We start from the raw sequence: 20,046 nt of genomic DNA, 5'->3' as shown, positions 1-20,046 counted from the left end.
GTCTGGCCCAGCAATTACCGATCGTCGCCGGTCTCCAGTAGCGGAAGGAGCATGGCGGCGAGGGCGTCCGTCCCCCTGGCAGCGACCGACGCGTCGGGTCGCTCCTCGTCACCGACGTACACCGTCTCGAACCCCTGCTCTTGGGCCGGGACGATGTCGTGTTCGTACGTATCTCCGATGTAGAGGTACACGTCCGCTGGCAGGCGCGCCTTCGCTTCCTCGAAAATGGCGGGGTCGGGCTTTCGGGCGCCCAAGTCGTTCGAGACGATGACCTCGTCGACGATCTCGTCGAGGCCGTGCTCCTCGATCTTGCGCCACTGCATGGGTCCATCCCCGTTGGTGAGAATGCCCGTCCGATGTCGGTCGGCGACGGTCTCGAGGAGGCGGCGAACCGCGGGGTTAATGGTCATCGACGCTGCTTCGAGGGCGACGTACTCAGCGGCGAGCGACGGCGGATCCCCCGAAATCCCGTAGCGTTCGTAGACCGCTTCGAACGCCTGCTCGTAGGGATCGGGTTCGATCCCGGTAATGCCCTCGAGCACCCGATCGGAGAAGAATTCGGCCAGTTCCGGGGACGGGTCCTCGGGGAGGACGCCGGCGAGCAACTCGTCGAACGGCGTCGTGTACTCGAGGAGCGTGCCGTCGAGGTCGAAGTAGACGGTCGTCGTCATGGCGAGACGAGGAGAGCGATTCGAAAAGGTCGTTTCGGTTCGTGCGTACAATGTCCGGAGAGACGAACCGGGAGAGACACCGGAGAGTTAAGTCGGTAAAGACAACGATCAGGACAGCCGCGCCGCCAAATCCGCCTCGGTGATGATGCCGACGGTCTGGCCCGCCTCGGTGATCATGACGGCCTTGTAGTGCTCGAGGAGGTTGCTAATCTCGTCGAGGGTCGCATCCTTCGAGACCGTCGGGAAGCTCTCGGCCATGTGTTCGGCCACGGGTTCGTTACGGTCCTCCTCGTCCAGGTGTACCAGTTCCGTCTGGCTGATCGACCCCACCGGAATTCCGTCCTGGATGACCGCCAGTTGCGAGTACGCCTCCCGTTCCATCTGGTGGGCGGCCTCGCTGACCGGATCGTCGGGGGCGACGCTGACCACGTCTTCGTGCATGAGGTCGTCCGCACGGATGATGTCGCCCTCGGCGTCCTCGAGAGCGTTGACGATCCGACGCAGGGTCGAGAGTCGCGGGTCGACGTCGCCGCCCTCGATGCGGGCGATCAGTGGCTGGGAGACGTCGGCCCGGTTAGCCAGTTCGCTCTGGGTGAGTTCCAGTTCGTTCCGGCGCTGTCTGAGGTCCGTCGGCGTCGGCAGGTCCATACCGGCACATAACCGCGGGTTATAGAAATGTGTTTGGGTGGGACGGTCTCGAGAATCCGCCGTTGGGATCAGTCGTCGTCTTCGTCGAGTTCGAAGATTTCGACGACCGACAGTGGCACGTCCCGAAGCGCCCCGCCGATCTCGCTCTTCGCGATCCGGGAGGCGTGCTCCTCGCTGTCGGCGTTGAAGACGTCCATCTCGAGGGCGAGCCCGACGAGCGCGGTTTCGGCCGCGATGAACGCCGAGTCGAACGGTTCGCCGCAGGCGGGACAGCCCGTCGCGCCGACCTCGACCTCGACGTACTCCATATTCTCGCTGTTGAGTCGCTTTCCGGCTTCGCTGACGGCGACGCCGATTGCGTCGTCAATCGCCTCGACGTCGCGAACGAGCCACGCGGCTTCCATTGCGACGAGATAGTTGGCCATACCCATTGGTCGGGCCCCGGGGTTTCCTGCTTTGCGGTTTGGCCGCGCTCCATTCGTTGCCGAAACCGACCTTGGAGCCGAGTGCTCGTACGGCCGATCACCGCGCACGGTTGGCCTACGTTGGCCATAAGTTATGGAAATTGCCCCGGTGTATTGGCGTCTGGATACCCATCCCTCGAGCGGAAACGCGGGTCCAGTTTCTCTTTCCACAACTGTACTTGAACCGCAATACGGCGGCGACTTCAATCCTCCCTGATTAATCATCAACTCGCTGTCGGGGCAACAAGGCTTATATATACACCTGATCTGACCATCGACCGAACGCCGATGATATCCCGCGTGTACTACGCGTCCCTGTTCGCACTGTATCAACTGTGCATCGCAGTCGGTATCGTCATGATGCCGCTCGCGGTCGCCGCCCGCCAGGCCGGGATCTCGATCCCGATCCACAAGATGCTCGCCACCGTCGGTGAGGCCTACGAGAACGCCCAGCCGGAGCCCTGAACGTACACCGTTTCTGCCCTTCCATACCTCGAACCTCGAACCTCGAGCCGTCGTGAACGACCCGACCTCGAGCCTCCGCGTTACGCGACGCGGCGAAACCGGAACGAAGCGCGGTGACCGCCGATGTTTTATACCCTGTCGGCCGTAACATGCGGATAATGCGAACGCCATCCCACGACTCCGAGTTCTCTCGCACCGTCGACCAGCTGGCGAACGAGCCCTCGCCGTACGAGCCGGAACTCGGCTCGCTCCCCCAGAACGGCCTCTCGCAGGCCGAACTGGACAACGTGAACAAGACGGGGACCACGACGATCGGCATCACGACGGCCGACGGCGTCGTCATCGCGACCGACATGCGCGCGAGCCTCGGCGGTCGCTTCGTCTCGAACAAGAACGTCCAGAAGGTCGAGCAGATCCACCCGACCGGCGCGCTCACGATGGTCGGCAGCGTCGGCGGCGCCCAGTCGTTCATCAAGAGCCTCCGCGCCGAGGTCAACCTCTACAGCGCCCGACGCGGCGACGAGATGAGCATCGACGCGCTCGCCACTCTCGCGGGCAACTTCGCCCGCGGCGGCCCGTTCTTCGCCATCCACCCCATCCTGGGCGGCGTCGACGCGGAAGGGAGCCACGTCTACAGCATCGACCCCGCCGGCGGCGTCATGGAAGACGACTACACCGTCACCGGCTCCGGCATGCAACTCGCCTACGGCCACCTCGAGCAGGCCTACGAGGAGGGCCTTTCGAACGACGAGGCGATGACCATCGCCGCCCGGAGTATCAAGTCCGCCGCCGAGCGCGACACTGGCTCCGGCAACGGCGTCTTCCTCTGTGAGATTACCGAAGACGGCGTCGAGATCCACGGCCACAACGACTTCGAAGAAGTCATCTGAGTGGGCGAGGTCTGAGCGAGCGAACCCATTTTCCCGTCCTCTGTGAGTATTGAGCGTCGCGTCTTTCCTGAGGTGTGCTGGGCGTCTTTTCGAGTGGTCGTGTCGATCGATCCGTAACCCAAAGCCGATAGCGACTCAGTACCCCTTGACAACTTGCTCGAGCAAGATCGCCTCCATCCTGCCGTTCACACCGACGACGACGATCCGGTCTTCCGCGTCGGTCGAGATCGTGTAGGTTGCGCCGACCGAGGGATCGTCGTCGGTTCGAACCGTCTCCCCGTTTCGACTGATCCGCAGACCGTCGAGGTGTTCGATCGCGGTGACCGTAATCACGGCCTCACCGTCCTTCTCGTTCAGGCTGAGGCCCGCCTGTGGTCGGGTATGGCGCATCACGTCCGCCGGCGGTTCGAAATAGTTGAACGCCGTCGTCTCGATCCACCCCTCGTAGACGGCCACGCGGTCGGTCGTCCACACCGACGTCTCGTTGTAGTACTCGAGTGGAAGCCACGATTCGATATGGGAGCGTGGGCGCTCTTCGTGGAGCGTTTCCAGATCATCGTATATCCAGGCGGTCGATAGCTCCGTGCGTTCGGCCCCAAACGACCAGGAAACGATGAACCCACCCGGTTCGTACGATGGTCGCCCGGTACTGTCAGTAGCGAGACAAAATAAATACGAACTTTCCCCGCTCGGGACGATCGCTTCCTCGAGCACCTCCAGGAGCGTGCCGACGTCGTCGTGCGTCTCGGGAAGTGTGGCGCCTGACGCCCCTCCCGTTTCCAGGAGCGACCCAACCGACAACGTCGACGAATCCACAGCGTTCTCGTCGATCGGCCCCGCTGTGGGCGCGGCAACGAGGGTGGACGGACCGACGGCAACGGCCGAGTCCTCCAGCAGTACCCTGTCGCCGTCCTGGATGGAGACGCCGTCGTACACTTCGTACGCTCCGTGGCTGCTCGCGTCGGCGTACCCTGCTGTTTCGATGGCGTCGGTGACGCCACTCGGATCGAACGAACCGTAAAGAATCTCACCCACGTTTAGATTGAGGTACCGGTCCAACTCTTCACTCGAGATGCCGAGTGCGCTGTACGCTTCGACGGCCTTCTCGAGTTCGGCTCGGTCGACGCTCGAGGCCGTGGCAGACATGTCGTAGGCGGCCTGGACGTCGATCTCGAGGAATCCTGGAGTCCCATCGTAATCGTAGGCATCCACCGCCGGCGTCCACTGGCGAAAGAGCGGTTCGTCACGTGCTTCATAGGTCTCCTCGGCCTCGTCGTCGGTGTTGGACTGGTCGTCGGTTTCGGACTCGTCATCGACGCCGTCGGTGTCAACGGTCGAATTCGAGCGTTCGTTGTTCGCGTCGTCGTCACTGTCTCGAGAATCGGACGTCAGACACCCCGCGACCGCGGTGACTCCACCGAGGGCCAGTGATTGCAACAACCGTCTTCGGCCAGCATCATTCATTACGATACGCTCCACTCCTGAATACAGGGCGAAAAGTATTTCTAAATGATACGAGCGTCGGGCCAACCTGAGTTAGTCCATCCGACGGGTCGCCCTGGGCGTGTCCTCGAGGCGAATTGCGCGCCCCGTCTCGCTCGAGCGATAGATCGCGTCGATGACCCGCTGAACGGCCAGGGCCTCGTCGACCGTGTTGACCGTCGCTTCCTCTCCCGCGGCGACCGTCTCGAGGAAGACGCGATCCTGTTCGTAGTGGCCGGTTACCGACGCGTCGCCGGTGAGCTGGGTGTCCGCGTAGTGGTCACAGCCCGCGGTGCCCGCCTCGAGCAACTCGAGATCCGAATCGCCGATTTCGAACCGTGCGCCGGCGTTGCTCCCCCGGACGTGGAACTCCTGGCTGGGGTCGCGGTTCGTCGCCCAGCCAGCCTCGAGGGTGATCGTTCGCCCGTCGGCACAGCGGATAAACGCGCTGACGGAATCGTCGACCTCGTAGGCCTCTGACTGCGCGTCCCAGTTGTTGCCAAAGCCGTCGGGATCGGCGTACTCCTTCTGGGTTCCGAACGTGCTCCGGGCCGTGCCGGAGACCTCGAGTACGTCCGGGAAGTCGAGCATGTAGAGCGCGAGGTCGATAGCGTGGACGCCGATGTCCAGTAACGCACCGCCCCCAGCGAGGTCGGGGTTCGTGAACCAGGAACCGGGGCCGGGAACGCCGCGCCGACGGATGTAGTTGGCTTCAACGTGGGTTAGACGGCCGAATCGGCCTTGAGCCTTGTACGCGTCGAACATCGCGGCCGACGCGGCGTGGCGGTTGTGAAAGCCCACCATACAGATTCCGTCCGCCCGTTCGGCCGCCTCGGCGAGACGCTCGGCGCTCTCGAGAGTGTGCCCGAGTGGCTTCTCGACCAGCACGTGGCGACCGGCCTCGAGCGCGGCCACCGCGATCGGCTCGTGGAACTTGTTTGGCGTCGTGACGACGACCACCTCGACGCGCTCGTCCTCGAGCATGGCGTCGTGAGAGTCGTACGTTTCGGCGCCGAATTCGGCACCGAACCGTTCGCGCTGTTCTGCAATCAGATCGACACCGGCGACGATATTGGCGCCCTCCTGGCGCATGTTCGAGGCGTGGAGTTGCCCCATCCCACCGAGGCCAACGATCCCGACGCCGATTCCGGTGCCGACGCCGGTCATCGAGTAACCCCCGATTTACCGGCTCGTGTTCGGGTAATGCCCGATTTCATCTGAAAACGAATGCGAAAGAACGCTCCCATAGAGAAACCCGGGGTGGCAATCAAAATAAGGGTTGTGACCCAGGTCACCTATATATTCGTACCAGTTGAGTTCGAATTCTTGTCGGTGGGCCGACAAATGTCAGCGTCCCTACTGCTAGTGCCAGCTTACGGCCCCGTCAGCCACCGCCGGGACCGCCCACGCTTTCACTCTCGATGTCGAACCGCTTCACGATGGCCACTGTCACGATCTGGAACGAGTATCGACACGAACGGGAGAACGACGAGGTCGCCGCCGTCTACCCCGACGGAATCCACGCGACCATCGCCGACTTCCTCGAGGGCGACCACGAGGTGACCACGGCGACGCTCGACGAACCCGAACACGGACTCACCTCGGACGTGCTCGAGGAAACCGACGTCCTGCTCTGGTGGGGACACACGGCCCACGACGAGGTCGAAGACGAAATCGTCGACCGAGTCCAGGAGCGCGTCCTCGAGGGGATGGGCCTGCTCGTGTTGCACTCGGGCCACTACTCGAAGATCTTCAAGCGGCTCATGGGGACCAGCTGTAGCCTCCAGTGGCGCGAGGACGACGGCCTAGAACGCCTGTGGGTCGTCGACCCTGGTCACCCGATTGCAGACGGCCTCGACGAGAATATCGAACTCCCCGAGACGGAGATGTACGGCGAACCCTTCGATGTCCCCGAACCCGACCGCCTGGTCTTCACGAGCTGGTTCGAGGGTGGTGAAGTGTTCCGAAGTGGCTGTTGCTATCGTCGCGGGAGCGGCCGCATCTTCTACTTCCGGCCCGGCCACGAGACGATCCCGATCTACGAGAAGGAAGACGTGCAGCGGGTGATCCGAAACGCCGTCGAGTGGGCCACGCCGAACGAGGGCGCCTCGTGGACGTTCGGTGAGCGAGACTGAGTCTGCGTTCGTCCTGGCCTGGAGCCTTCTCTGACGCGGCCACAGTCTCGAGTTCGCCTGAATCGTGTTCTCGAGTTCGTACCTGATCTCCACCTCGAGCTCGAGCGGCGCGTTTTTGCCGCCGGCGCGAGACGCTCGCGTATGGACGTACACGTAGTCGGTGACGACCCCGTTCGCGCGGCCGTCGTCGCCGCGTTCGACGACGTGGACTCGGTATCGGCCGTCGACGCGACCCCCGACGATCTGAGCGACGCTCGATTCGCCGTCGTGAGCGACGTCGTCGGCGCCGAGACCTTCGAGCGCGCGAACGCGGCCGCTCGCGAGGGAAACACGCCCTGGATCGCCGTCGAAGTCGGCGGCGTCGGGGGTCACCCGCTCAAGGCAGTCGACGCCGCAATCTCGGGGTTCTCTGCCGACACGGCCTGCTTCTCGTGTCTCGAGGCGCGCGTCGAGTCGACGTTCGAGGACGAGGACGTCGGCGACGGCCGCCCCCGCGCGAACCGGAGCGCGGCCAGGCTCGCGGGGGCCATCGCCGGCCGGGAGTGCATTCGGCTGTTCAGCGGGGAGGAACCGACGATCATCGGGCAGGTTCGCGAGGTTCCCCACGCCAGGCGACAGGTGCTTCCCGTTCCCGGTTGTGCGTGCGAGCCGTCGGATCGGGATCGGTCCCTGGATCTCGAGGACGACGAGTCCCTGGACCTCGAGGCGGCCGTCGACCGGGCCGAACTCGCCATCGACGAGCGAGTCGGGATCGTCGAATCGATCGGCGAACTCGAGTCGTTCCCGGCTCCTTACTACCTCGCGACGGTGGCCGACACGACGGCCTACAGCGACGCGAGCGCGCCGACCCAGGCCGCCGGCGTCGCCGTCGACTGGAACGCGGCGCTGATGAAGGCCGTCGGAGAAGGCCTCGAACGATACTGCGCGGGAACTTATCGCGATGCGGACTTCGTTCACGCTAGCGAAGCCGGCCTCGAGGACGCCGTCTCACCGACCGACCTCGTTCGACCGGAGTCGGCCCCCGAGTACGACCCCGGCGAGGACTGCCGATGGGTCGAGGGCATCGACCTCGAGAGCGGCGAGTCCGTCCACCTCCCGGCGGCGGCGGTCCAGTTTCCCCAGCCCGGTGACTCGCTGGTGCCGTCGATCACGACCGGACTCGGCCTCGGATCGTCGACGGTCGACGCGCTCCGCTCCGGGCTGACGGAGGTCGTCGAGCGCGACGCCACGATGCTCGCGTGGTACTCCACGTTCGAACCGCTGGCCCTCGAGGTCGATGCCGAGACCGAGGCCTACGAGACGCTCGCCAGGCGGGCGAGGAGCGAGGGACTCGAGACGACCGCGCTGCTTTGCTCGCAAGACGTGGACGTCCCCGTGGTCGCGGTCGCCGTTCACCGAGACTCGGAGACTCCCACCGAGGAGTACGCGGACCCGTGGCCCCACTTCGCCGTCGGCTCCGCCGCCGGACTCGACGCCGGCGCTGCCGCGACGAGCGCGCTCGAGGAGGCCCTCCAGAACTGGATGGAACTTCGAGGGATGGGACCGGAGGAGGCCGAAAACGCGAGCGGCGCCATCGGCAAGTACGGATCGTTTCCCGACCGGGCCAGGGAGTTCGTCGACGTGAGCGACGCCCAGCGAGTCTCAACATCGTCCGTCGGTCCGGAACCCGTACCGACTGGTGCGGCGAGACTCGAGGCGCTCCTCGAGCGCGTGACCGACGCCGGACTGACGCCGTACGCCGCCCGATTCACGACGAGAGACGTCGAGCGAATCGGGTTCGAGGCCGTGCGCGTCGTCGTCCCCGAAGCCCAGCCGCTGTTTACGAGCGAGCCGTACTTCGCGCCTCGAGCCAAGACGGTCCCCAACGACCTGGGGTTCGAGCCGCGGCTCGATCGGGCGTTTCACCCCTATCCGTAGGTCGGTCTCGGCGTTTCGGCGGCGCCGGTCGAACGATCAGTCGTCCGTCGAGTTACCGTCCGATTCGGTCGTACTCTCGCCCGAGCCCGACGTATTCTCGCTCGAGTCGTTCGCCTCCTCCTCGAGTTCCTCCTGCTCGGCCTCGGCTTCGTCTTCGTCCTCGATGATCTCGAGTTCGAGGGCATCGTCGTAAATTCGGATGCTCACGAGCTGGGTTTCCTCCGTAATTTGGCCGGTCTCGACGAGGTCCTCGCCTGGACCCCCTTCCGCGCCGTCGCGTCCGTACCGGGTGACGCGAAACTGCTGTGGGCTTCGTTCGATACGGCCGGTGACGGCCCGCTCGCCCGGAATCATGTTGATTCCATCGTCGTGCGTCTTGCGTCCGGTCTCGACTTCCTGGGCTTCGATCGCGACGTTGTACGAACGTTCGGCCTCGCTGAAGAGCTGTATCGGCACGTTCGGCTGGATTCCACCGCCCGTGAAGAACTCACCGAGACCCTGAAAACAGCCGGCGAGTCCGACGCTCGCGCCGACACCGATCGCCTGGAGGACGTTCCGACGGTTCACACCGCTAGCTAGGGAGTGGACTCTCCTAAGCGTGCTGATTCGTCGCCTCGAGTGTCACCCGGTCTTGTACACGCCTCGAGCGTCACCCGGTCTTGTACACGCCTCGAGCGTCCGCGATCAGCGTGTCATCTTCGCTGTAGACCTCGACGTCGACGACGCCGACGTCCCCGCCACAGCGGACGACGTCGGCCTCGGCGTAGAGGTCGCCGGTGCCTGCCGAGAGGTAGTCGATGCGCATGTCGATCGTCGGCACCGGCTGGTCGACCTCCGAGACGAGCGCCGCCCCGCCGACGGTGTCCGCCAGGGTGAACGTCACCCCGCCATGGGCCATCAGCCGATCGGCGTTCCAGGACAGTTCCTCGCGCATCTCGAGGCGGCCTTCGGCGTGGCCGTCTGCGGCTTCGGTGACCTCGACGCCCAGCAGGTCGGCGAACGGCATCTCCTCGAAGAAAGACTCGATGTCCATACTCGAGGATGGTTCGGGACGGCGCATAAACGATGGGGGTCTCGCGTGACGGTCGAGACTGTCACGAACCGCTTTCGAGACGATCGCGAAACGATCACGAAATCGAGACGGTCTCGAGGAGGAAAACTTACGGTATCACAGTATTTTGGATTGGGTATGTCTACGCGCGCACACTCCCGTGGCGATGGCGGATTCGTCGCCGCGGTGAAAGTCGACCTGGCACGGCTCCACGGAGCGTGGATGGAGCTCGTCTTCCCCCGCCAACGCGGCCGGGGTCACTCCGTCATGGGTAAGTGGAAACCGGAATCGCTCCCACAGAAAGTGGGCTACTATCTCTGGAGTTTCGTCGGCGCCCTCGGTTTGCTTCTGGTGTATCCGTTCACCGTAATCGGCCTCGCGACCCGCTACTACGCGGCGAAACTCGACTCGACGCGAACGCGATTCGGCATCGTCGGCGTCACCGCCGTCGCCCTCCTCGGCTGGGGCCTACTGACCATCGCCTGGGGTGCGATGTCGTACATGGAGCAAGTCGACGTCCCGCTCGACGCCGTCTACGCCGTCGCCGCAGCGAGCGGCGTCGCGACGATCTCGACCGCGCTCGCCGCCGCCTGCTCGAAGTTCGGCGGACGGGCACTCTCGGTGATCCTCGCCTACCCCTTCGCGATGACTGCCCTGTTCTTGCCTCCAGTCGTCGCCGCGCTCGTCACCCCCTCGCTCGAGCCGTACGTCCTCGAACCCAGCTACGACCTCGCCGTGTGGCTCCTCGACACCGTCTTCGTCGTCGGGGACCTCAACCAGTACCTGCGCGAGAACTACCAGCTCGAGGGCGCGGCCTACGCGGCCATGTGGCTCGGGTTCTCGTTCCCGATGGGCTGGTTCCTCGGGACGATGGTCTCGCTGGCGAACGTCGTCCGGCCGTCGGGCGAGTAATCGACTGCTCGCCGTCCAGCAACTCCGGCAACCGACGGAAACGGGCGCGTCGTTTCGGTATTCTTAGGAATCTTCGGAACCGACGTCCGCACATGGCACTCGAGTTCGACCTCGTCAAGACCGTCGGTGCGTTTGTCGCGATCATCGCCGTCGGGACCGTAGCCCTCACGATGATGCCGGGTATGACGACCGGAACGATCCTGACGATGGTCCTGCCGTCGATGGCCTTCTTCGGCGCGATCATGCTCGCGATCGGCGTCAAACACGGGGAATACCGGGCGACGCGCTGATCGAGGCACTCGTTTTCGAGCGTATAGTGCGGGTCTCGAGGATGAGTCTCGAGTCGTAACGACGCCTTTCGTGAGCCGTCGCTTCCTACCAATGGACCGCTCGAAACGGAGCGTGCGCTCGCTAGGAGCGTATCGTAAACGAAGTAATCGTCCGGGCGGTCGGTGACGACGGCCCGGCGTCAGAACTTAGTTGCGGACGACGTTCGTCGCGCGGGGGCCTTTGGGGGCCTGTTCGATGTCGAATTCGATGTCTGTGCCTTCTTCGAGGTCCGGGCCGCCGACGTCTTCCATGTGGAAGAATACGTCATCGTCCGCGTCGTCCGTCGAAATGAAACCGTAGCCGCCTGTGTCGTTGAAGAAATCAACCTTTCCGTTTGCCATTGCAAACAAACGTTCACCCGGGACACGGATAACCCTTGCGAGGGTCGCGGTACCACGACGGTCGCTCCCGCCCTGTCCTACATGTAGCCGAGGTCTCGCAACCGCTCCATCAGGTCCTCCTTGTCCTGGGCGCGGCCAGCGCGTTCGGTCGTTCCCTCGAGGTCCTGGAGCCAGGCGGGGTCGTCCTCAGTCTTCTCGGTGCTGATCTCGCTCCCGAGCGAGCGGAAGCCTTCCCAGTACTTCGGCGAGACGGGGGTATCGCTAGGCTCGAGGTCGTTTGGCAGGTCGTCGGCACTTTGCGGGACGTAGCCCTCGTCCGGGAACGCCTCGACGGTGTCCGGGACGACGAAGTTCCAGAAGGCCTCCCAGACGGCCGCCTCGTCGAACTGGAGAATGGGCTGAACGCGGTCGTGGGGTGGATAGATGTCCGGATCGTGGCGCGGCGAGAAGAACGTCTCGTCGGCGCGGGCCTCCTGTTCGTCCCAGCGGACGCCCGAGAGGATGCCGTCGATGTCGTACTCCTCGAGCGCGTCGTTGAGCGCGACCGTCTTCAGCAGGTGGTTCCCGGCGTAGGTGTCGAGCAGGAACGGGAACGTGTCCTCCTCGTACTCTAAGATGTTCTCGACGTGATGGCGATTGTGCTCGGACAGTTCGTCGACGGGAATGTCGTCGCCCGGCTCGAGGTCGTTCTCCTCGACGTAATTGCCAATGTCCTGGTTTCGCGCGTAGATGACCTCGAGGTCCCACTCGTCGGCCCAGTGGTCGACGAAGTCGTGGATCGCCTCGAAGTGCTGGTAGTGGTCGATGAAAATCGCGGGAGGTACCTCGAGGTCGTAGCGGTCCGCGACCTCCTTGACGAAGTACAGGACGAGCGTCGAGTCCTTGCCGCCGGTCCACATCACGGCCGGGTTCTCGTACTGCTCGAGGCCCTGTCGAGTGACCTCGATGGCCTTCTCGATTTTGTCCTGGATCTGCGGGTAGTCTTCGGGGTCCTCGTCGGTGCCGTCCTCGTAATCGACGTCGACGTACGTGGGGAAATCGTCGGGCATACGGTGTAATTACATATAATTACGAGGGTTAAAGTCCTTACGCCGGCGGAACGTGCTGTCGCCGCCGTTCGGTCTTCACGTGGGAAATGCTAGCAAAAACTGCTGATCGCACTCGGTCGTACGATTGACGCTGACGATTCCCTCGTACACGGACCCAGGACGTATTCGTTTCGACGGTTCGCACTTGATGATCACGTCTGTTCACGCCGGTTCTTATGCCGTCTCGACCACAACCGGACATCGACAATGACCCAGCGGCCGCAGTCACCGCAGACGCCGGCATCGAAGCCGTCCGTCGTCCCGACTGGCAACTCGTCTCCCCAGGATAGAGCCGTGCTGACGACCCCACAACTCGCCGATCGACTGGAAGAACAGATCGGCTACCGGCTCGACGAGATGGCCCTCGAGCGGGTGCTCATCGAACTCGACCGCCACGGTTACGTCGAGTGGGAGGGGGTTACCCGCGTCGGCGATTACGTGTGGAACCTCTCGGAATCGTCCGAGCGGATCGCCGACGCGGTTGCAGAAATCGTGATTTGCCGCCTGGAGGGGTGGCTCGAGAATAGCGGCCGATGACGAATGCGCCGCTCCGCTCGTCGTTTCGTACTCTTACCGTCGAGTCTTCGAGACCTACTCGAATTGCGATACAATCGTCACACTGACGAATCGTGTCGAAACCGTCCCCTCAGTCGCTGATGAACTTGTTGTCCCGCCAGTTGACCCCACTCGAGGCCGACTTGCGCTCGCGCGGTCCCTCAACGACCTCGACGTCGGCGGGTCTGGCCTCGCCGTCGACGATCCGGGTCGCCTCGAGGTCGCCGTCGCGCTCGGAAATCGCCGTCAGCGTCCCCTTCTCGGTCTGGAGGGCGATGTCACAGAGCACCTTGAACATCTCGTACTGGAGAAGCGAGTTCTGGAGTACAGTCTCGCGATCGCCCTTGAACGCCGCGAACTCGACGAGTTCCGACTCGATCTCCTCTTCCTCGTCTTCGTCCCAGCGGAACGAGTTCTGCCGGCGTTCCTCCGGATCCTCCTCGTAGACGCGGTTCTCCGTAACGCTAGCCTTCAACTGGGCCGTCGGCGTGTACTTGCTGACCGTGTCGTCGTTGGAGACGGCTTTGAGAATGAGAGTGTTGTTTCGGCGGGTGAGCTCGACGTCGGTGACGCCGTCGGGGTAGGTCGCCGTCTCGAGGTGCTCTTCGAGGTCCTCGAGCGGGAGTTCGAGCGTGGAGTGCAGCCGATACACGTGTCTGGATTCCTCTGTTGACATATCTGGAAGGGGGTGGGCGATAGTCGTCTGGTTCCTAGTACGGTCGCTCCCCATATATGACCTGCTATTATCTCCCCGGGTGACGTATTGGAATTCATATGGGTGTTCGCGAACAGGTCGCCGCAGACCTCGCCGACGGCGGCCCCATCGGGTGGTCAAGATTCGGGGTACTCGTTCAGGGACTCGCCTGGAGCGTCGTCTCGAGTTCGCCGCGTTCGTCGAGTTCGGCCAGGACGTCCGACCCGCCGACGAACTCGCCGTCGACGTAGGTCTGTGGGATCGTCTCCCAGCCGCTGTGTTCCGAGAGCGCCTCCCGGAACTCGGGCAGGGACTCGAGCACGTCCACCGTCTCGATATCGCTTCGGTGCTTGCCAATCAACTCGAGGGCGCGCTGGGAGTACCCACATTGGGGCATGAGTTCGTTGCCCTTCATGAAGAGAACGACGTCGTTCTCGTCGAGGGCGGTTTCGACGATCTCGTCGACCTCGTCTTGCTCGAGGCTGCTTTCTGGCTGAAACGTCATGGGCGTTCGTAGGGGCGTGGGATGGAAAGTGTTTGCGCCGTACGGACGGCGTCGCACCCCCCCCCCCCCCCAACACTATAGAAAATATAGTATCGGAACCCGCGTTCGGACGAAAACAGGCTACTCGACGACGAATCGAAGCGCCGGGCGAGGGGTCACTCGTCCGCGTCTTTCCCGACGCTGATGACCTGCAACAGGGAGTAGACGGGGACGCCGTCGAGTTCGTCGACGCCCTGCTTGTCCGCGAGGACGACGCACGCGAGCGGTTCGCCGCCTTCCTTCCGAATCGCGTCGATGGTCTCACGCATGGTCGTCCCGCTGGTGACCGTGTCGTCGACGACGTAACACTCCCGGCCGCGAATCGTCGCAAAGTTTCGCGAGAAGGTTCCGCCGAGTTCGTCGATGTCGCCCTCCTCCCACTGGTGTTTCGCCGGCGTGTACGTTCCCAGGTCGGTCTCGAGTTCGTGGGCGACCAGCGCTGCGATGGGGCCGCCGGCCTTCTCGATTCCGATCGTCAGGTCGACGTCTTCGCCGTGTTTGGCGAGCAGGTCGGCCATCGCGCTGGCGACGTAGCCCATCCGCTTCGAGTCCCGGCCGATGGCCGACCAGTCGACGTGGATGTCCGCCGATCCGGCGGTATCGGCCGTCTCGGGGGCCGACGGTTGCGGTGCGGTGCCGCTGCGTTCGACTAGCCAGCTCGCCGTCTCGCGGGAGACGTTCAACTCGTCTGCGATCTCGCCCTTCGAGAGGCCGCGTTCGGCGAGGTCGGCCGCACTCTCGATCAGGTCGTCGACGTTCTTCATATACGGTCGAATTCGACCGCCGTTTTTATAGTCGTGTCGTCGTCGACGAATGCCGCCTCGAAGACTTCGACGTCGTAAATCCCGGTCACGAGGTCGTCCAGGAACGACGACGGCAGCTGCGTGAGCGTGTCGATGGCGGCCTCGAAGTGGCCGCGGTTGGCGTTGACGCTCCCGACCAGCGCCTTGTTGTGGAGCACGAACTCCTCGTGGAGCGCGCCGCCGTCGATTTCGAACGTCCAGCTTGAGGGAACGCCGAGCAGAGCGCCGACGCCGTTGGGCGCGAGCGCCTCGATCGTCTCGAACGCGTGGGGGGCGTACCCCGTCGCCTCGTAGATGAAGTCCATCCCCTCGTAGGCCTCGGGCACCTCGGACACCGGCGTCTCGCGCGAGTCCACGTACGTCGCCCCGAGAGACTCGACGATGTCGATCGTCGGGTCCGGCCTATCTCGCCGGCCGAGGCAGTACGTCCGATCGAACTCGAGGGTTTCCGCGAGCATCGCGACCGTCAGAAGGCCGAGCGAGCCGTTGCCGAGGACCATCGCGGATTCGGGCTGCCAGTCGAACGCCGAGCGGCTGGCGACGGCGTGTTCGATGGCCTTCTCGGAGATGGTGATCGGTTCGACGAGGAATCCGAGCGGCGCCAGTTCTTCCGGAATCGGAACCAGGTACTGGGCGGGGCTGGTGAAGTACTCCGCCATGAACCCGTGGGCGCCGACGATACCGCGTTCGTGGTACTCGCCTTCAGGTGCCATGTCAGGATATCCCGACTCGAAGTAGCGATTCGAGCCGTTCGGCGGCCGTCGAACCGTCGGGACGACGAGCTGTCCCTCCTCGAGTTCGGTCCCGTTCGCGTCCTCGACGACGCCGACGGCCTCGTGGCCCAGTACGAGGTGGTCCTCGCCCTCGGGGACGCCGCCGTGTTCGCCCGCGATGACCTCGTGGTCGGTCCCGTCCACGCCGACGCGGAGCGTGCGAACGAGGGCTTCGCCGTCAGCCGGGTCGGGAACCGGCTTCTCGAGCATCACTGGCTCGCCCGAGCCCGGCTCGACTGCGATCGTTTTCATACCGATACCACGTGCCCCGACGACTAAAAGTTTATTCTATCTCGAGTAAAGATCGCGTTCACTGCCGAGAGGTGGTTACTATCGCACCAGCGGAAACGATTAACCCGCCACCACGTCAATTCCCACCATGGAACGCTACGACCTCGTCTACCGACTCTACGACGAGTTCGACACGAAGACGCTCCGGGAGTACCAGGAGTTCGTCGACGTCTTCCCGCCGATCGACTCCCGGGTGGCCCTCGAGCACTGGCAGGACGCGAGCGAGGAACTCGAGTCCCGAAAAGACGAGATTCGCTCGGCGTTCGCCGCCGGTGAGACACTCGCCGAAGTCGCCGCGCGAACCACGCGCGACCAGGCGTTCACGGCGCTCGACCTCGAGGCCAGGTACGGCCGGGCGGTGAACGTCCTCGTTCTCGACGTCGATGAGACGCTTCGGTCCGCGGGCGGCACGGACAACGAGATTCCCCGCGACACCCTCCACGTGCTCACGGAGTTTCACGAGGCGGGACTCCCCATCGTCATCTGCACCGGCCAGACCCTCGAGAACGTCAAGGGGTTCGCCATCCAGGGGCTGGGCAGTGAAATCGTCCACTCGGGAAACCTCTCGATCGTCTACGAGACGGGCAACGGCGTCTTCACGCCGGGCCACGGCGCCGACACCAAGCAACTGCTCTACGAGGACCTCGACGCGGAGATTCGCGACGTCTTCGACGACGTTCGCGCGCGCGTCCTCACCGACGCCCCCGAGGACCTCCGCCGGGGCTGTCACCTGCAGGGCAACGAGTTCAACGTCACGATGAAACCGAACTACGAGACCGGCTCGAGTCGGGCTCGCGAGATTATCGACGACGCGCTCGTGTACATGATCGACCTGCTGGGTGGTGCCGTCGCGGAGGCAGTGGACTGGGACGACACGACCGAACCGGGCGAGGACGTCGATGTCCCGGAACCGAACGACTATGCTCGCGCGTTCTACGCCATCGAGGACCCCGAAATCAGGAGCGTCCTCGAGCAGTGCGGCGCCTACCCCGACGTCGATCGTTCGAGCGTGCCCGACGCACTCGTGGACGTCTTCGAGCGCATCGACGTCGCCTACTACGAAGCCGATGCGGCCGAAATCGGCAGTCTCGAACTCGACAAGGTCGCCGGCGTCGAGCGCGCGCTGTCGGTCCTGGACGTCGAGGATCCGTTCGCACTCGTCATGGGCGACTCGAAGAGCGACCTGCGCGTGATGGAGTGGGTCGCGAGGAACGACGCTGGCATCGCCGCCGCGCCGGAGCACGCCTCGGAGGACGTCCTCGAGCACGTCCTCGGCTCGGACGAACTCGTCTTCGACCGCGGCAAGAGCGTCGACGTCCTGCGGACGGTGTACGCGCTCAACCGGTTCGCTCGCCTCGAGCGCTGACCGGTCGGTGGGACGGACCGTCTCGAGACCGTGAAAAAGTGGTTTTCACCCGCGTCGTGACGTGATCGTATGCGACGTCGAACACTGCTGGCTGGACTCGGGGGTGTGGGTACGGCCACCGGCGTAGTGGGTGCCAGCGACGGTGAGTGCGAGACTCGAGACCAGGACGGGGGCGATTCCGTGGGTCAGAACGAAGATCTGTCGGGCTCAATCGACATCGAGATCGACATCGAGACCCTCGAGGGCGACTGTCTAAGCGGCGGGACGGGTGCCTATCCAGCGGTGCGGTTGCTCGAGGACGGATTGCAGGTCCAGACCGCGCTCCAGACGCCGTCACCCTGTCACGAGGTCGTCCTCGAGTCGGCAGTCGTTCGCGAGCGCGGTGGCGACGACCGTCCGGACGACGAGGATGATCAGGCCGACGGCAACGATGGCGATGGCAATGGCGATAAGCACCCGGACCGGAGCACGACCGAACTGGTCGTCCGTCTCCGTCCCGACCAACCGGCCGACGAGGCCTGTATCCAGTGCGTCGGTACCGTGACCTACTGCCTCTCAGTTACGTTTTCGGACCTCGAGGCCCGACCCGAGGCGTTCAGGCTGGTCCACGAATCGTTCGCGGATCCGCGGACGGTTCTGAGCCTGGAGTGGCCGGCCGTGAGCGACCAGGAGGATGGTGGCGGTGTGAAGAACGATACGGGTTCGGACGACGAATAGGTGGAGACGACGGCAACAGTGGAGATGACGAAGGCCAGGAGTACAGCGAAGACAATGCCGATCGCTAAATCAGTGCTCGACGAACTCGAGCAAGATGCCGCCCGTATCCCGGGGATGCAGGAACGCCACGTCGTGGCCCCAGGCGCCGGGCCGCGGTTCGTCGTCGATACACTCGATGCCGAGGTCCCGAGCGCGCTCGAGGGCCGTCGTCGCGTCGTCGGTCTCGACCGCGAGGTGGTGGATGCCGGCCCCGTTTCGCCCGAGGTAGGACGCGATGGTGCCCTTCTCCTGGGGCTCGAGCAGCTCGAAGTAGCCGTTCTCGAACGCCAGGAAGACGACGGTCATCCCGTCGAACGTCTCCTCGTGGACGAGATCGACGTCGAAGAGGTCGACGTACAGGTCGGCTAGCGCCTGGGCGTCCTCGGTCGCGATTCCCGCGTGGTCGAAGCGCATCATGTCTCGAGATGAATCGACCAGCGTCGTCAGTGTTGCGCTCGAGTCTCACTTCGGAAATTGCCGTGCAGACGCCGTGACGACCGATCCATCACGAACGCGAGAGTCGATCGAATCCAAAGGTGTTAGTAGGGAAACAACAGATACTCGAGCGAATGCAGATTACTACCACCGAAACCGTTCCGGACGGCGAGATCGACGAAGTCCTCGGCGTAGCCCGCGGAAACACTGTGGAAGCCAGAAACGTCGGCCGCGACATCACCCAGGGGATTCGCAACATCTTCGGCGGCGAACTCAAGGCCTACTCCGAGTTGCTCTCGAAAGCGCGGGACGAGGCCGTCGACCGCATGGAGGCCGACGCCGAACGCATGGGCGCCGACGCAGTCGTCAACGTCCGTCTCGAGACCTCCCAGATCATCGACGGCGGCTCCGAGGTCATGGCTTACGGGACGGCTGTTCGGCTTCGGTGACGGTACCGGTCTCTCCCATCTTCACTCGGCCGAACACTGTCCTGTCGAACATTCGCCGAATCACGACTTATCGTCGCCCTCCAGCGCGAATGACGGCGACTCTCCCGAGATCTCGAACACCTCGCGCATCTCCTCCTCCGAGAGTTCGAAGTCGAAGCAGTCGGCGTTCGCTTCCACGTGCTCCCGACTCGCCGCCTTCGGAATCGCGACCACCGACGGCTGCTGAAGCAGCCACCGCAACGCGACCTGGGCCGCCGACTTGCCGTGTCGCTCGCCGATGGACTCGAGGCGCTCGTCGTCGGCGACGTCTCCCCTCGCCAGTGGCGAGTAGGCCGTGAGCGAGACGCCCGCCTCGAGGCAGTACTCGAGCAACGCGTCCTGGCGGTTGAACGGGTTGTACTTCACCTGGTTCGTGACGATGGGCGTCGCCGACCGGTCGACGGCCTCCTCGAGTTCCGGGACCGAGAAGTTGCTGACACCGATGTGGTCGACGACGCCCTCGTCCTGGAGGTGGTTCATCGCGTCGAGGGTGATCTCGAGGGGCACCTCGTCGCTCGGCGCGTGCAACAACAGGAGGTCGATCGTCTCGATTCCCAGTCGGTCGCAACTCCCCTGCGCCGACTCGAGCGCGTCGTCGAAGGCCGCGTCCTCGGGATCGATTTTCGTGACGACGAACACCTCGTCGCGGGAGACGTCCGCGCGCTCGAGGCCGTCGCCGACGGCCGATTCGTTGTCGTACATCGTCGCCGTGTCGAGGTGGCGGTAGCCGGCCTCGAGGGCCCACTCGACGGCTCGCGTGCAGTCTTCGCCGGTGATTCGGGCGGTGCCGAAGCCGAGGGCGGGGATCGACGCACCGCCAGCCGATACGGTCGAGTCGATGGTCAGTTGCGACATGGTAGCAGGACACCCTTCCGGGTTATGAAACGACGGCTTCGACTCGCCGGTCGGGGTAGTTGCGTGTTCGATTCAGGTAGCCGGTGTTCGAC

25 protein-coding genes are annotated in these 20,046 nt (G+C 64.1%); 10 read left to right on the top strand and 15 right to left on the bottom strand.

Features of this window, described 5'->3' with window-relative positions:
- Nucleotides 1-14: 14 nt before the first annotated feature.
- The 3 genes from AC6I65_RS11355 to AC6I65_RS11345 all read right to left on the bottom strand — a co-directional run bounded on the left by AC6I65_RS11355 (nucleotide 15) and on the right by AC6I65_RS11345 (nucleotide 1,744).
- Nucleotides 15-671 (bottom strand): HAD family hydrolase, encoded by a 657-nt coding sequence (locus tag AC6I65_RS11355; RefSeq protein ID WP_497901991.1) that lies wholly within the window; start codon nucleotides 669-671, stop codon nucleotides 15-17.
- 108 nt (nucleotides 672-779) lie between these two features.
- Nucleotides 780-1,319 (bottom strand): CBS domain-containing protein, encoded by a 540-nt coding sequence (locus AC6I65_RS11350; RefSeq protein ID WP_253436198.1) that lies wholly within the window; start codon nucleotides 1,317-1,319, stop codon nucleotides 780-782.
- Nucleotides 1,320-1,387: 68 nt separating this feature from the next.
- Nucleotides 1,388-1,744, bottom strand: a complete 357-nt coding sequence (locus AC6I65_RS11345; protein ID WP_497901990.1) for a DUF555 domain-containing protein — start codon at nucleotides 1,742-1,744, stop codon at nucleotides 1,388-1,390.
- Between the two features lie 327 nt (nucleotides 1,745-2,071).
- On the opposite strand from AC6I65_RS11345, the gene AC6I65_RS11340 reads away from it, so the two are divergent.
- Both AC6I65_RS11340 and psmB read left to right on the top strand, forming a co-directional pair.
- On the top strand, nucleotides 2,072-2,248 hold the full coding sequence (locus tag AC6I65_RS11340; RefSeq protein WP_253436193.1) for a hypothetical protein: 177 nt from the start codon (nucleotides 2,072-2,074) through the stop codon (nucleotides 2,246-2,248).
- Nucleotides 2,249-2,406: 158 nt separating this feature from the next.
- On the top strand, nucleotides 2,407-3,138 hold the full coding sequence (gene psmB / locus AC6I65_RS11335) for an archaeal proteasome endopeptidase complex subunit beta (RefSeq protein WP_497901989.1): 732 nt from the start codon (nucleotides 2,407-2,409) through the stop codon (nucleotides 3,136-3,138).
- A 135-nt stretch (nucleotides 3,139-3,273) separates the two neighbouring features.
- Here psmB and AC6I65_RS11330 read toward each other — a convergent pair whose 3' ends face one another.
- Both AC6I65_RS11330 and AC6I65_RS11325 read right to left on the bottom strand, forming a co-directional pair.
- On the bottom strand, nucleotides 3,274-4,602 hold the full coding sequence (locus tag AC6I65_RS11330) for a hypothetical protein (protein WP_497901988.1): 1,329 nt from the start codon (nucleotides 4,600-4,602) through the stop codon (nucleotides 3,274-3,276).
- Between the two features lie 72 nt (nucleotides 4,603-4,674).
- Nucleotides 4,675-5,787 (bottom strand): Gfo/Idh/MocA family protein, encoded by a 1,113-nt coding sequence (locus AC6I65_RS11325; protein ID WP_497901987.1) that lies wholly within the window; start codon nucleotides 5,785-5,787, stop codon nucleotides 4,675-4,677.
- Between the two features lie 272 nt (nucleotides 5,788-6,059).
- Between AC6I65_RS11325 and AC6I65_RS11320 the strand changes: the two genes are divergently transcribed.
- Nucleotides 6,060-6,755: a ThuA domain-containing protein gene (locus tag AC6I65_RS11320; RefSeq protein ID WP_497901986.1), complete on the top strand. Its 696-nt coding sequence runs from the start codon at nucleotides 6,060-6,062 to the stop codon at nucleotides 6,753-6,755.
- A 141-nt stretch (nucleotides 6,756-6,896) separates the two neighbouring features.
- Complete coding sequence (locus AC6I65_RS11315) at nucleotides 6,897-8,672, top strand: YcaO-like family protein (protein ID WP_497901985.1); 1,776 nt, start codon at nucleotides 6,897-6,899, stop codon at nucleotides 8,670-8,672.
- A 36-nt stretch (nucleotides 8,673-8,708) separates the two neighbouring features.
- On the opposite strand, the gene AC6I65_RS11310 is transcribed toward AC6I65_RS11315, so the two are convergent.
- Together AC6I65_RS11310 and AC6I65_RS11305 are read right to left on the bottom strand one after the other, a co-directional pair.
- Nucleotides 8,709-9,239 carry a hypothetical protein gene (locus AC6I65_RS11310; RefSeq protein WP_497901984.1) on the bottom strand — a complete coding sequence of 177 codons (531 nt, stop codon included), beginning with the start codon at nucleotides 9,237-9,239 and terminating at the stop codon, nucleotides 8,709-8,711.
- An 82-nt stretch (nucleotides 9,240-9,321) separates the two neighbouring features.
- The gene (locus AC6I65_RS11305; RefSeq protein ID WP_254156935.1) at nucleotides 9,322-9,705 is read right to left on the bottom strand and encodes a PaaI family thioesterase; all 384 of its coding nucleotides are present in this window, start codon (nucleotides 9,703-9,705) and stop codon (nucleotides 9,322-9,324) included.
- A gap of 156 nt (nucleotides 9,706-9,861) precedes the next feature.
- Here AC6I65_RS11305 and AC6I65_RS11300 point away from each other — a divergent pair, with 156 nt between their 5' ends.
- Both AC6I65_RS11300 and AC6I65_RS11295 read left to right on the top strand, forming a co-directional pair.
- A complete protein-coding gene (locus tag AC6I65_RS11300) occupies nucleotides 9,862-10,635 on the top strand; it encodes a hypothetical protein (protein WP_497901983.1) in 774 nt (257 codons plus the stop codon).
- Between the two features lie 92 nt (nucleotides 10,636-10,727).
- The gene (locus AC6I65_RS11295; RefSeq protein WP_497901982.1) at nucleotides 10,728-10,925 is read left to right on the top strand and encodes a DUF7333 family protein; all 198 of its coding nucleotides are present in this window, start codon (nucleotides 10,728-10,730) and stop codon (nucleotides 10,923-10,925) included.
- A 186-nt stretch (nucleotides 10,926-11,111) separates the two neighbouring features.
- On the opposite strand, the gene AC6I65_RS11290 is transcribed toward AC6I65_RS11295, so the two are convergent.
- Together AC6I65_RS11290 and AC6I65_RS11285 are read right to left on the bottom strand one after the other, a co-directional pair.
- Entirely contained in the window at nucleotides 11,112-11,306 is a 195-nt protein-coding gene (locus tag AC6I65_RS11290) for a cold-shock protein (RefSeq protein ID WP_179259303.1), read from the bottom strand.
- Nucleotides 11,307-11,383: 77 nt separating this feature from the next.
- A complete protein-coding gene (locus tag AC6I65_RS11285) occupies nucleotides 11,384-12,355 on the bottom strand; it encodes a phosphoadenosine phosphosulfate reductase family protein (RefSeq protein ID WP_497901981.1) in 972 nt (323 codons plus the stop codon).
- Nucleotides 12,356-12,601: 246 nt separating this feature from the next.
- On the opposite strand from AC6I65_RS11285, the gene AC6I65_RS11280 reads away from it, so the two are divergent.
- On the top strand, nucleotides 12,602-12,931 hold the full coding sequence (locus AC6I65_RS11280; RefSeq protein WP_497901980.1) for a hypothetical protein: 330 nt from the start codon (nucleotides 12,602-12,604) through the stop codon (nucleotides 12,929-12,931).
- A 109-nt stretch (nucleotides 12,932-13,040) separates the two neighbouring features.
- On the opposite strand, the gene AC6I65_RS11275 is transcribed toward AC6I65_RS11280, so the two are convergent.
- The 4 genes from AC6I65_RS11275 to AC6I65_RS11260 form a co-directional block, all read right to left on the bottom strand.
- Nucleotides 13,041-13,625, bottom strand: a complete 585-nt coding sequence (locus tag AC6I65_RS11275) for a DUF7110 family protein (RefSeq protein ID WP_497901979.1) — start codon at nucleotides 13,623-13,625, stop codon at nucleotides 13,041-13,043.
- 175 nt (nucleotides 13,626-13,800) lie between these two features.
- Nucleotides 13,801-14,148 carry a glutaredoxin family protein gene (locus AC6I65_RS11270; RefSeq protein ID WP_497901978.1) on the bottom strand — a complete coding sequence of 116 codons (348 nt, stop codon included), beginning with the start codon at nucleotides 14,146-14,148 and terminating at the stop codon, nucleotides 13,801-13,803.
- Nucleotides 14,149-14,303: 155 nt separating this feature from the next.
- Nucleotides 14,304-14,951, bottom strand: coding sequence for a transcriptional regulator GfcR (gene gfcR / locus AC6I65_RS11265; RefSeq protein ID WP_497901977.1), 648 nt, complete (start codon nucleotides 14,949-14,951; stop codon nucleotides 14,304-14,306).
- Complete coding sequence (locus tag AC6I65_RS11260; RefSeq protein WP_497901976.1) at nucleotides 14,948-16,015, bottom strand: glucose 1-dehydrogenase; 1,068 nt, start codon at nucleotides 16,013-16,015, stop codon at nucleotides 14,948-14,950. The genes gfcR and AC6I65_RS11260 overlap by 4 nt, the downstream gene beginning before the upstream one ends.
- A gap of 127 nt (nucleotides 16,016-16,142) precedes the next feature.
- Here AC6I65_RS11260 and AC6I65_RS11255 point away from each other — a divergent pair, with 127 nt between their 5' ends.
- Entirely contained in the window at nucleotides 16,143-17,420 is a 1,278-nt protein-coding gene (locus AC6I65_RS11255; RefSeq protein ID WP_497901975.1) for an HAD family hydrolase, read from the top strand.
- A gap of 69 nt (nucleotides 17,421-17,489) precedes the next feature.
- Nucleotides 17,490-18,137 (top strand): hypothetical protein, encoded by a 648-nt coding sequence (locus AC6I65_RS11250; RefSeq protein ID WP_497901974.1) that lies wholly within the window; start codon nucleotides 17,490-17,492, stop codon nucleotides 18,135-18,137.
- A gap of 69 nt (nucleotides 18,138-18,206) precedes the next feature.
- On the opposite strand, the gene mce is transcribed toward AC6I65_RS11250, so the two are convergent.
- A complete protein-coding gene (mce, locus tag AC6I65_RS11245; RefSeq protein ID WP_497903201.1) occupies nucleotides 18,207-18,590 on the bottom strand; it encodes a methylmalonyl-CoA epimerase in 384 nt (127 codons plus the stop codon).
- A gap of 155 nt (nucleotides 18,591-18,745) precedes the next feature.
- On the opposite strand from mce, the gene AC6I65_RS11240 reads away from it, so the two are divergent.
- Complete coding sequence (locus AC6I65_RS11240; protein ID WP_497901973.1) at nucleotides 18,746-19,060, top strand: YbjQ family protein; 315 nt, start codon at nucleotides 18,746-18,748, stop codon at nucleotides 19,058-19,060.
- Between the two features lie 60 nt (nucleotides 19,061-19,120).
- On the opposite strand, the gene AC6I65_RS11235 is transcribed toward AC6I65_RS11240, so the two are convergent.
- Nucleotides 19,121-19,954: an aldo/keto reductase gene (locus AC6I65_RS11235; RefSeq protein WP_497901972.1), complete on the bottom strand. Its 834-nt coding sequence runs from the start codon at nucleotides 19,952-19,954 to the stop codon at nucleotides 19,121-19,123.
- Nucleotides 19,955-20,046 lie beyond the last annotated feature (92 nt).

Source organism: Natronosalvus sp. KLKA75, assembly GCF_059736265.1.
The sequence above is the reverse complement of the archived record's forward strand: the minus strand, read 5'-3'. Positions and strand labels throughout refer to the sequence as shown.

What these genes read in the sequence shown, in the direction of transcription:
- AC6I65_RS11355 (WP_497901991.1), bottom strand. Translation starts at nt 671, where the DNA reads ATGACGACGACCGTCTACTTCGACCTCGACGGCACGCTCCTCGAGTAC.
- AC6I65_RS11350 (WP_253436198.1), bottom strand. Translation starts at nt 1,319, where the DNA reads ATGGACCTGCCGACGCCGACGGACCTCAGACAGCGCCGGAACGAACTG.
- AC6I65_RS11345 (WP_497901990.1), bottom strand. Translation starts at nt 1,744, where the DNA reads ATGGCCAACTATCTCGTCGCAATGGAAGCCGCGTGGCTCGTTCGCGAC.
- AC6I65_RS11340 (WP_253436193.1), top strand. Translation starts at nt 2,072, where the DNA reads ATGATATCCCGCGTGTACTACGCGTCCCTGTTCGCACTGTATCAACTG.
- psmB (WP_497901989.1), top strand. Translation starts at nt 2,407, where the DNA reads ATGCGAACGCCATCCCACGACTCCGAGTTCTCTCGCACCGTCGACCAG.
- AC6I65_RS11330 (WP_497901988.1), bottom strand. Translation starts at nt 4,602, where the DNA reads ATGAATGATGCTGGCCGAAGACGGTTGTTGCAATCACTGGCCCTCGGT.
- AC6I65_RS11325 (WP_497901987.1), bottom strand. Translation starts at nt 5,787, where the DNA reads ATGACCGGCGTCGGCACCGGAATCGGCGTCGGGATCGTTGGCCTCGGT.
- AC6I65_RS11320 (WP_497901986.1), top strand. Translation starts at nt 6,060, where the DNA reads ATGGCCACTGTCACGATCTGGAACGAGTATCGACACGAACGGGAGAAC.
- AC6I65_RS11315 (WP_497901985.1), top strand. Translation starts at nt 6,897, where the DNA reads ATGGACGTACACGTAGTCGGTGACGACCCCGTTCGCGCGGCCGTCGTC.
- AC6I65_RS11305 (WP_254156935.1), bottom strand. Translation starts at nt 9,705, where the DNA reads ATGGACATCGAGTCTTTCTTCGAGGAGATGCCGTTCGCCGACCTGCTG.
- AC6I65_RS11300 (WP_497901983.1), top strand. Translation starts at nt 9,862, where the DNA reads ATGTCTACGCGCGCACACTCCCGTGGCGATGGCGGATTCGTCGCCGCG.
- AC6I65_RS11295 (WP_497901982.1), top strand. Translation starts at nt 10,728, where the DNA reads ATGGCACTCGAGTTCGACCTCGTCAAGACCGTCGGTGCGTTTGTCGCG.
- AC6I65_RS11290 (WP_179259303.1), bottom strand. Translation starts at nt 11,306, where the DNA reads ATGGCAAACGGAAAGGTTGATTTCTTCAACGACACAGGCGGCTACGGT.
- AC6I65_RS11285 (WP_497901981.1), bottom strand. Translation starts at nt 12,355, where the DNA reads ATGCCCGACGATTTCCCCACGTACGTCGACGTCGATTACGAGGACGGC.
- AC6I65_RS11280 (WP_497901980.1), top strand. Translation starts at nt 12,602, where the DNA reads ATGACCCAGCGGCCGCAGTCACCGCAGACGCCGGCATCGAAGCCGTCC.
- AC6I65_RS11275 (WP_497901979.1), bottom strand. Translation starts at nt 13,625, where the DNA reads ATGTCAACAGAGGAATCCAGACACGTGTATCGGCTGCACTCCACGCTC.
- AC6I65_RS11270 (WP_497901978.1), bottom strand. Translation starts at nt 14,148, where the DNA reads ATGACGTTTCAGCCAGAAAGCAGCCTCGAGCAAGACGAGGTCGACGAG.
- gfcR (WP_497901977.1), bottom strand. Translation starts at nt 14,951, where the DNA reads ATGAAGAACGTCGACGACCTGATCGAGAGTGCGGCCGACCTCGCCGAA.
- AC6I65_RS11260 (WP_497901976.1), bottom strand. Translation starts at nt 16,015, where the DNA reads ATGAAAACGATCGCAGTCGAGCCGGGCTCGGGCGAGCCAGTGATGCTC.
- AC6I65_RS11255 (WP_497901975.1), top strand. Translation starts at nt 16,143, where the DNA reads ATGGAACGCTACGACCTCGTCTACCGACTCTACGACGAGTTCGACACG.
- AC6I65_RS11250 (WP_497901974.1), top strand. Translation starts at nt 17,490, where the DNA reads ATGCGACGTCGAACACTGCTGGCTGGACTCGGGGGTGTGGGTACGGCC.
- mce (WP_497903201.1), bottom strand. Translation starts at nt 18,590, where the DNA reads ATGCGCTTCGACCACGCGGGAATCGCGACCGAGGACGCCCAGGCGCTA.
- AC6I65_RS11240 (WP_497901973.1), top strand. Translation starts at nt 18,746, where the DNA reads ATGCAGATTACTACCACCGAAACCGTTCCGGACGGCGAGATCGACGAA.
- AC6I65_RS11235 (WP_497901972.1), bottom strand. Translation starts at nt 19,954, where the DNA reads ATGTCGCAACTGACCATCGACTCGACCGTATCGGCTGGCGGTGCGTCG.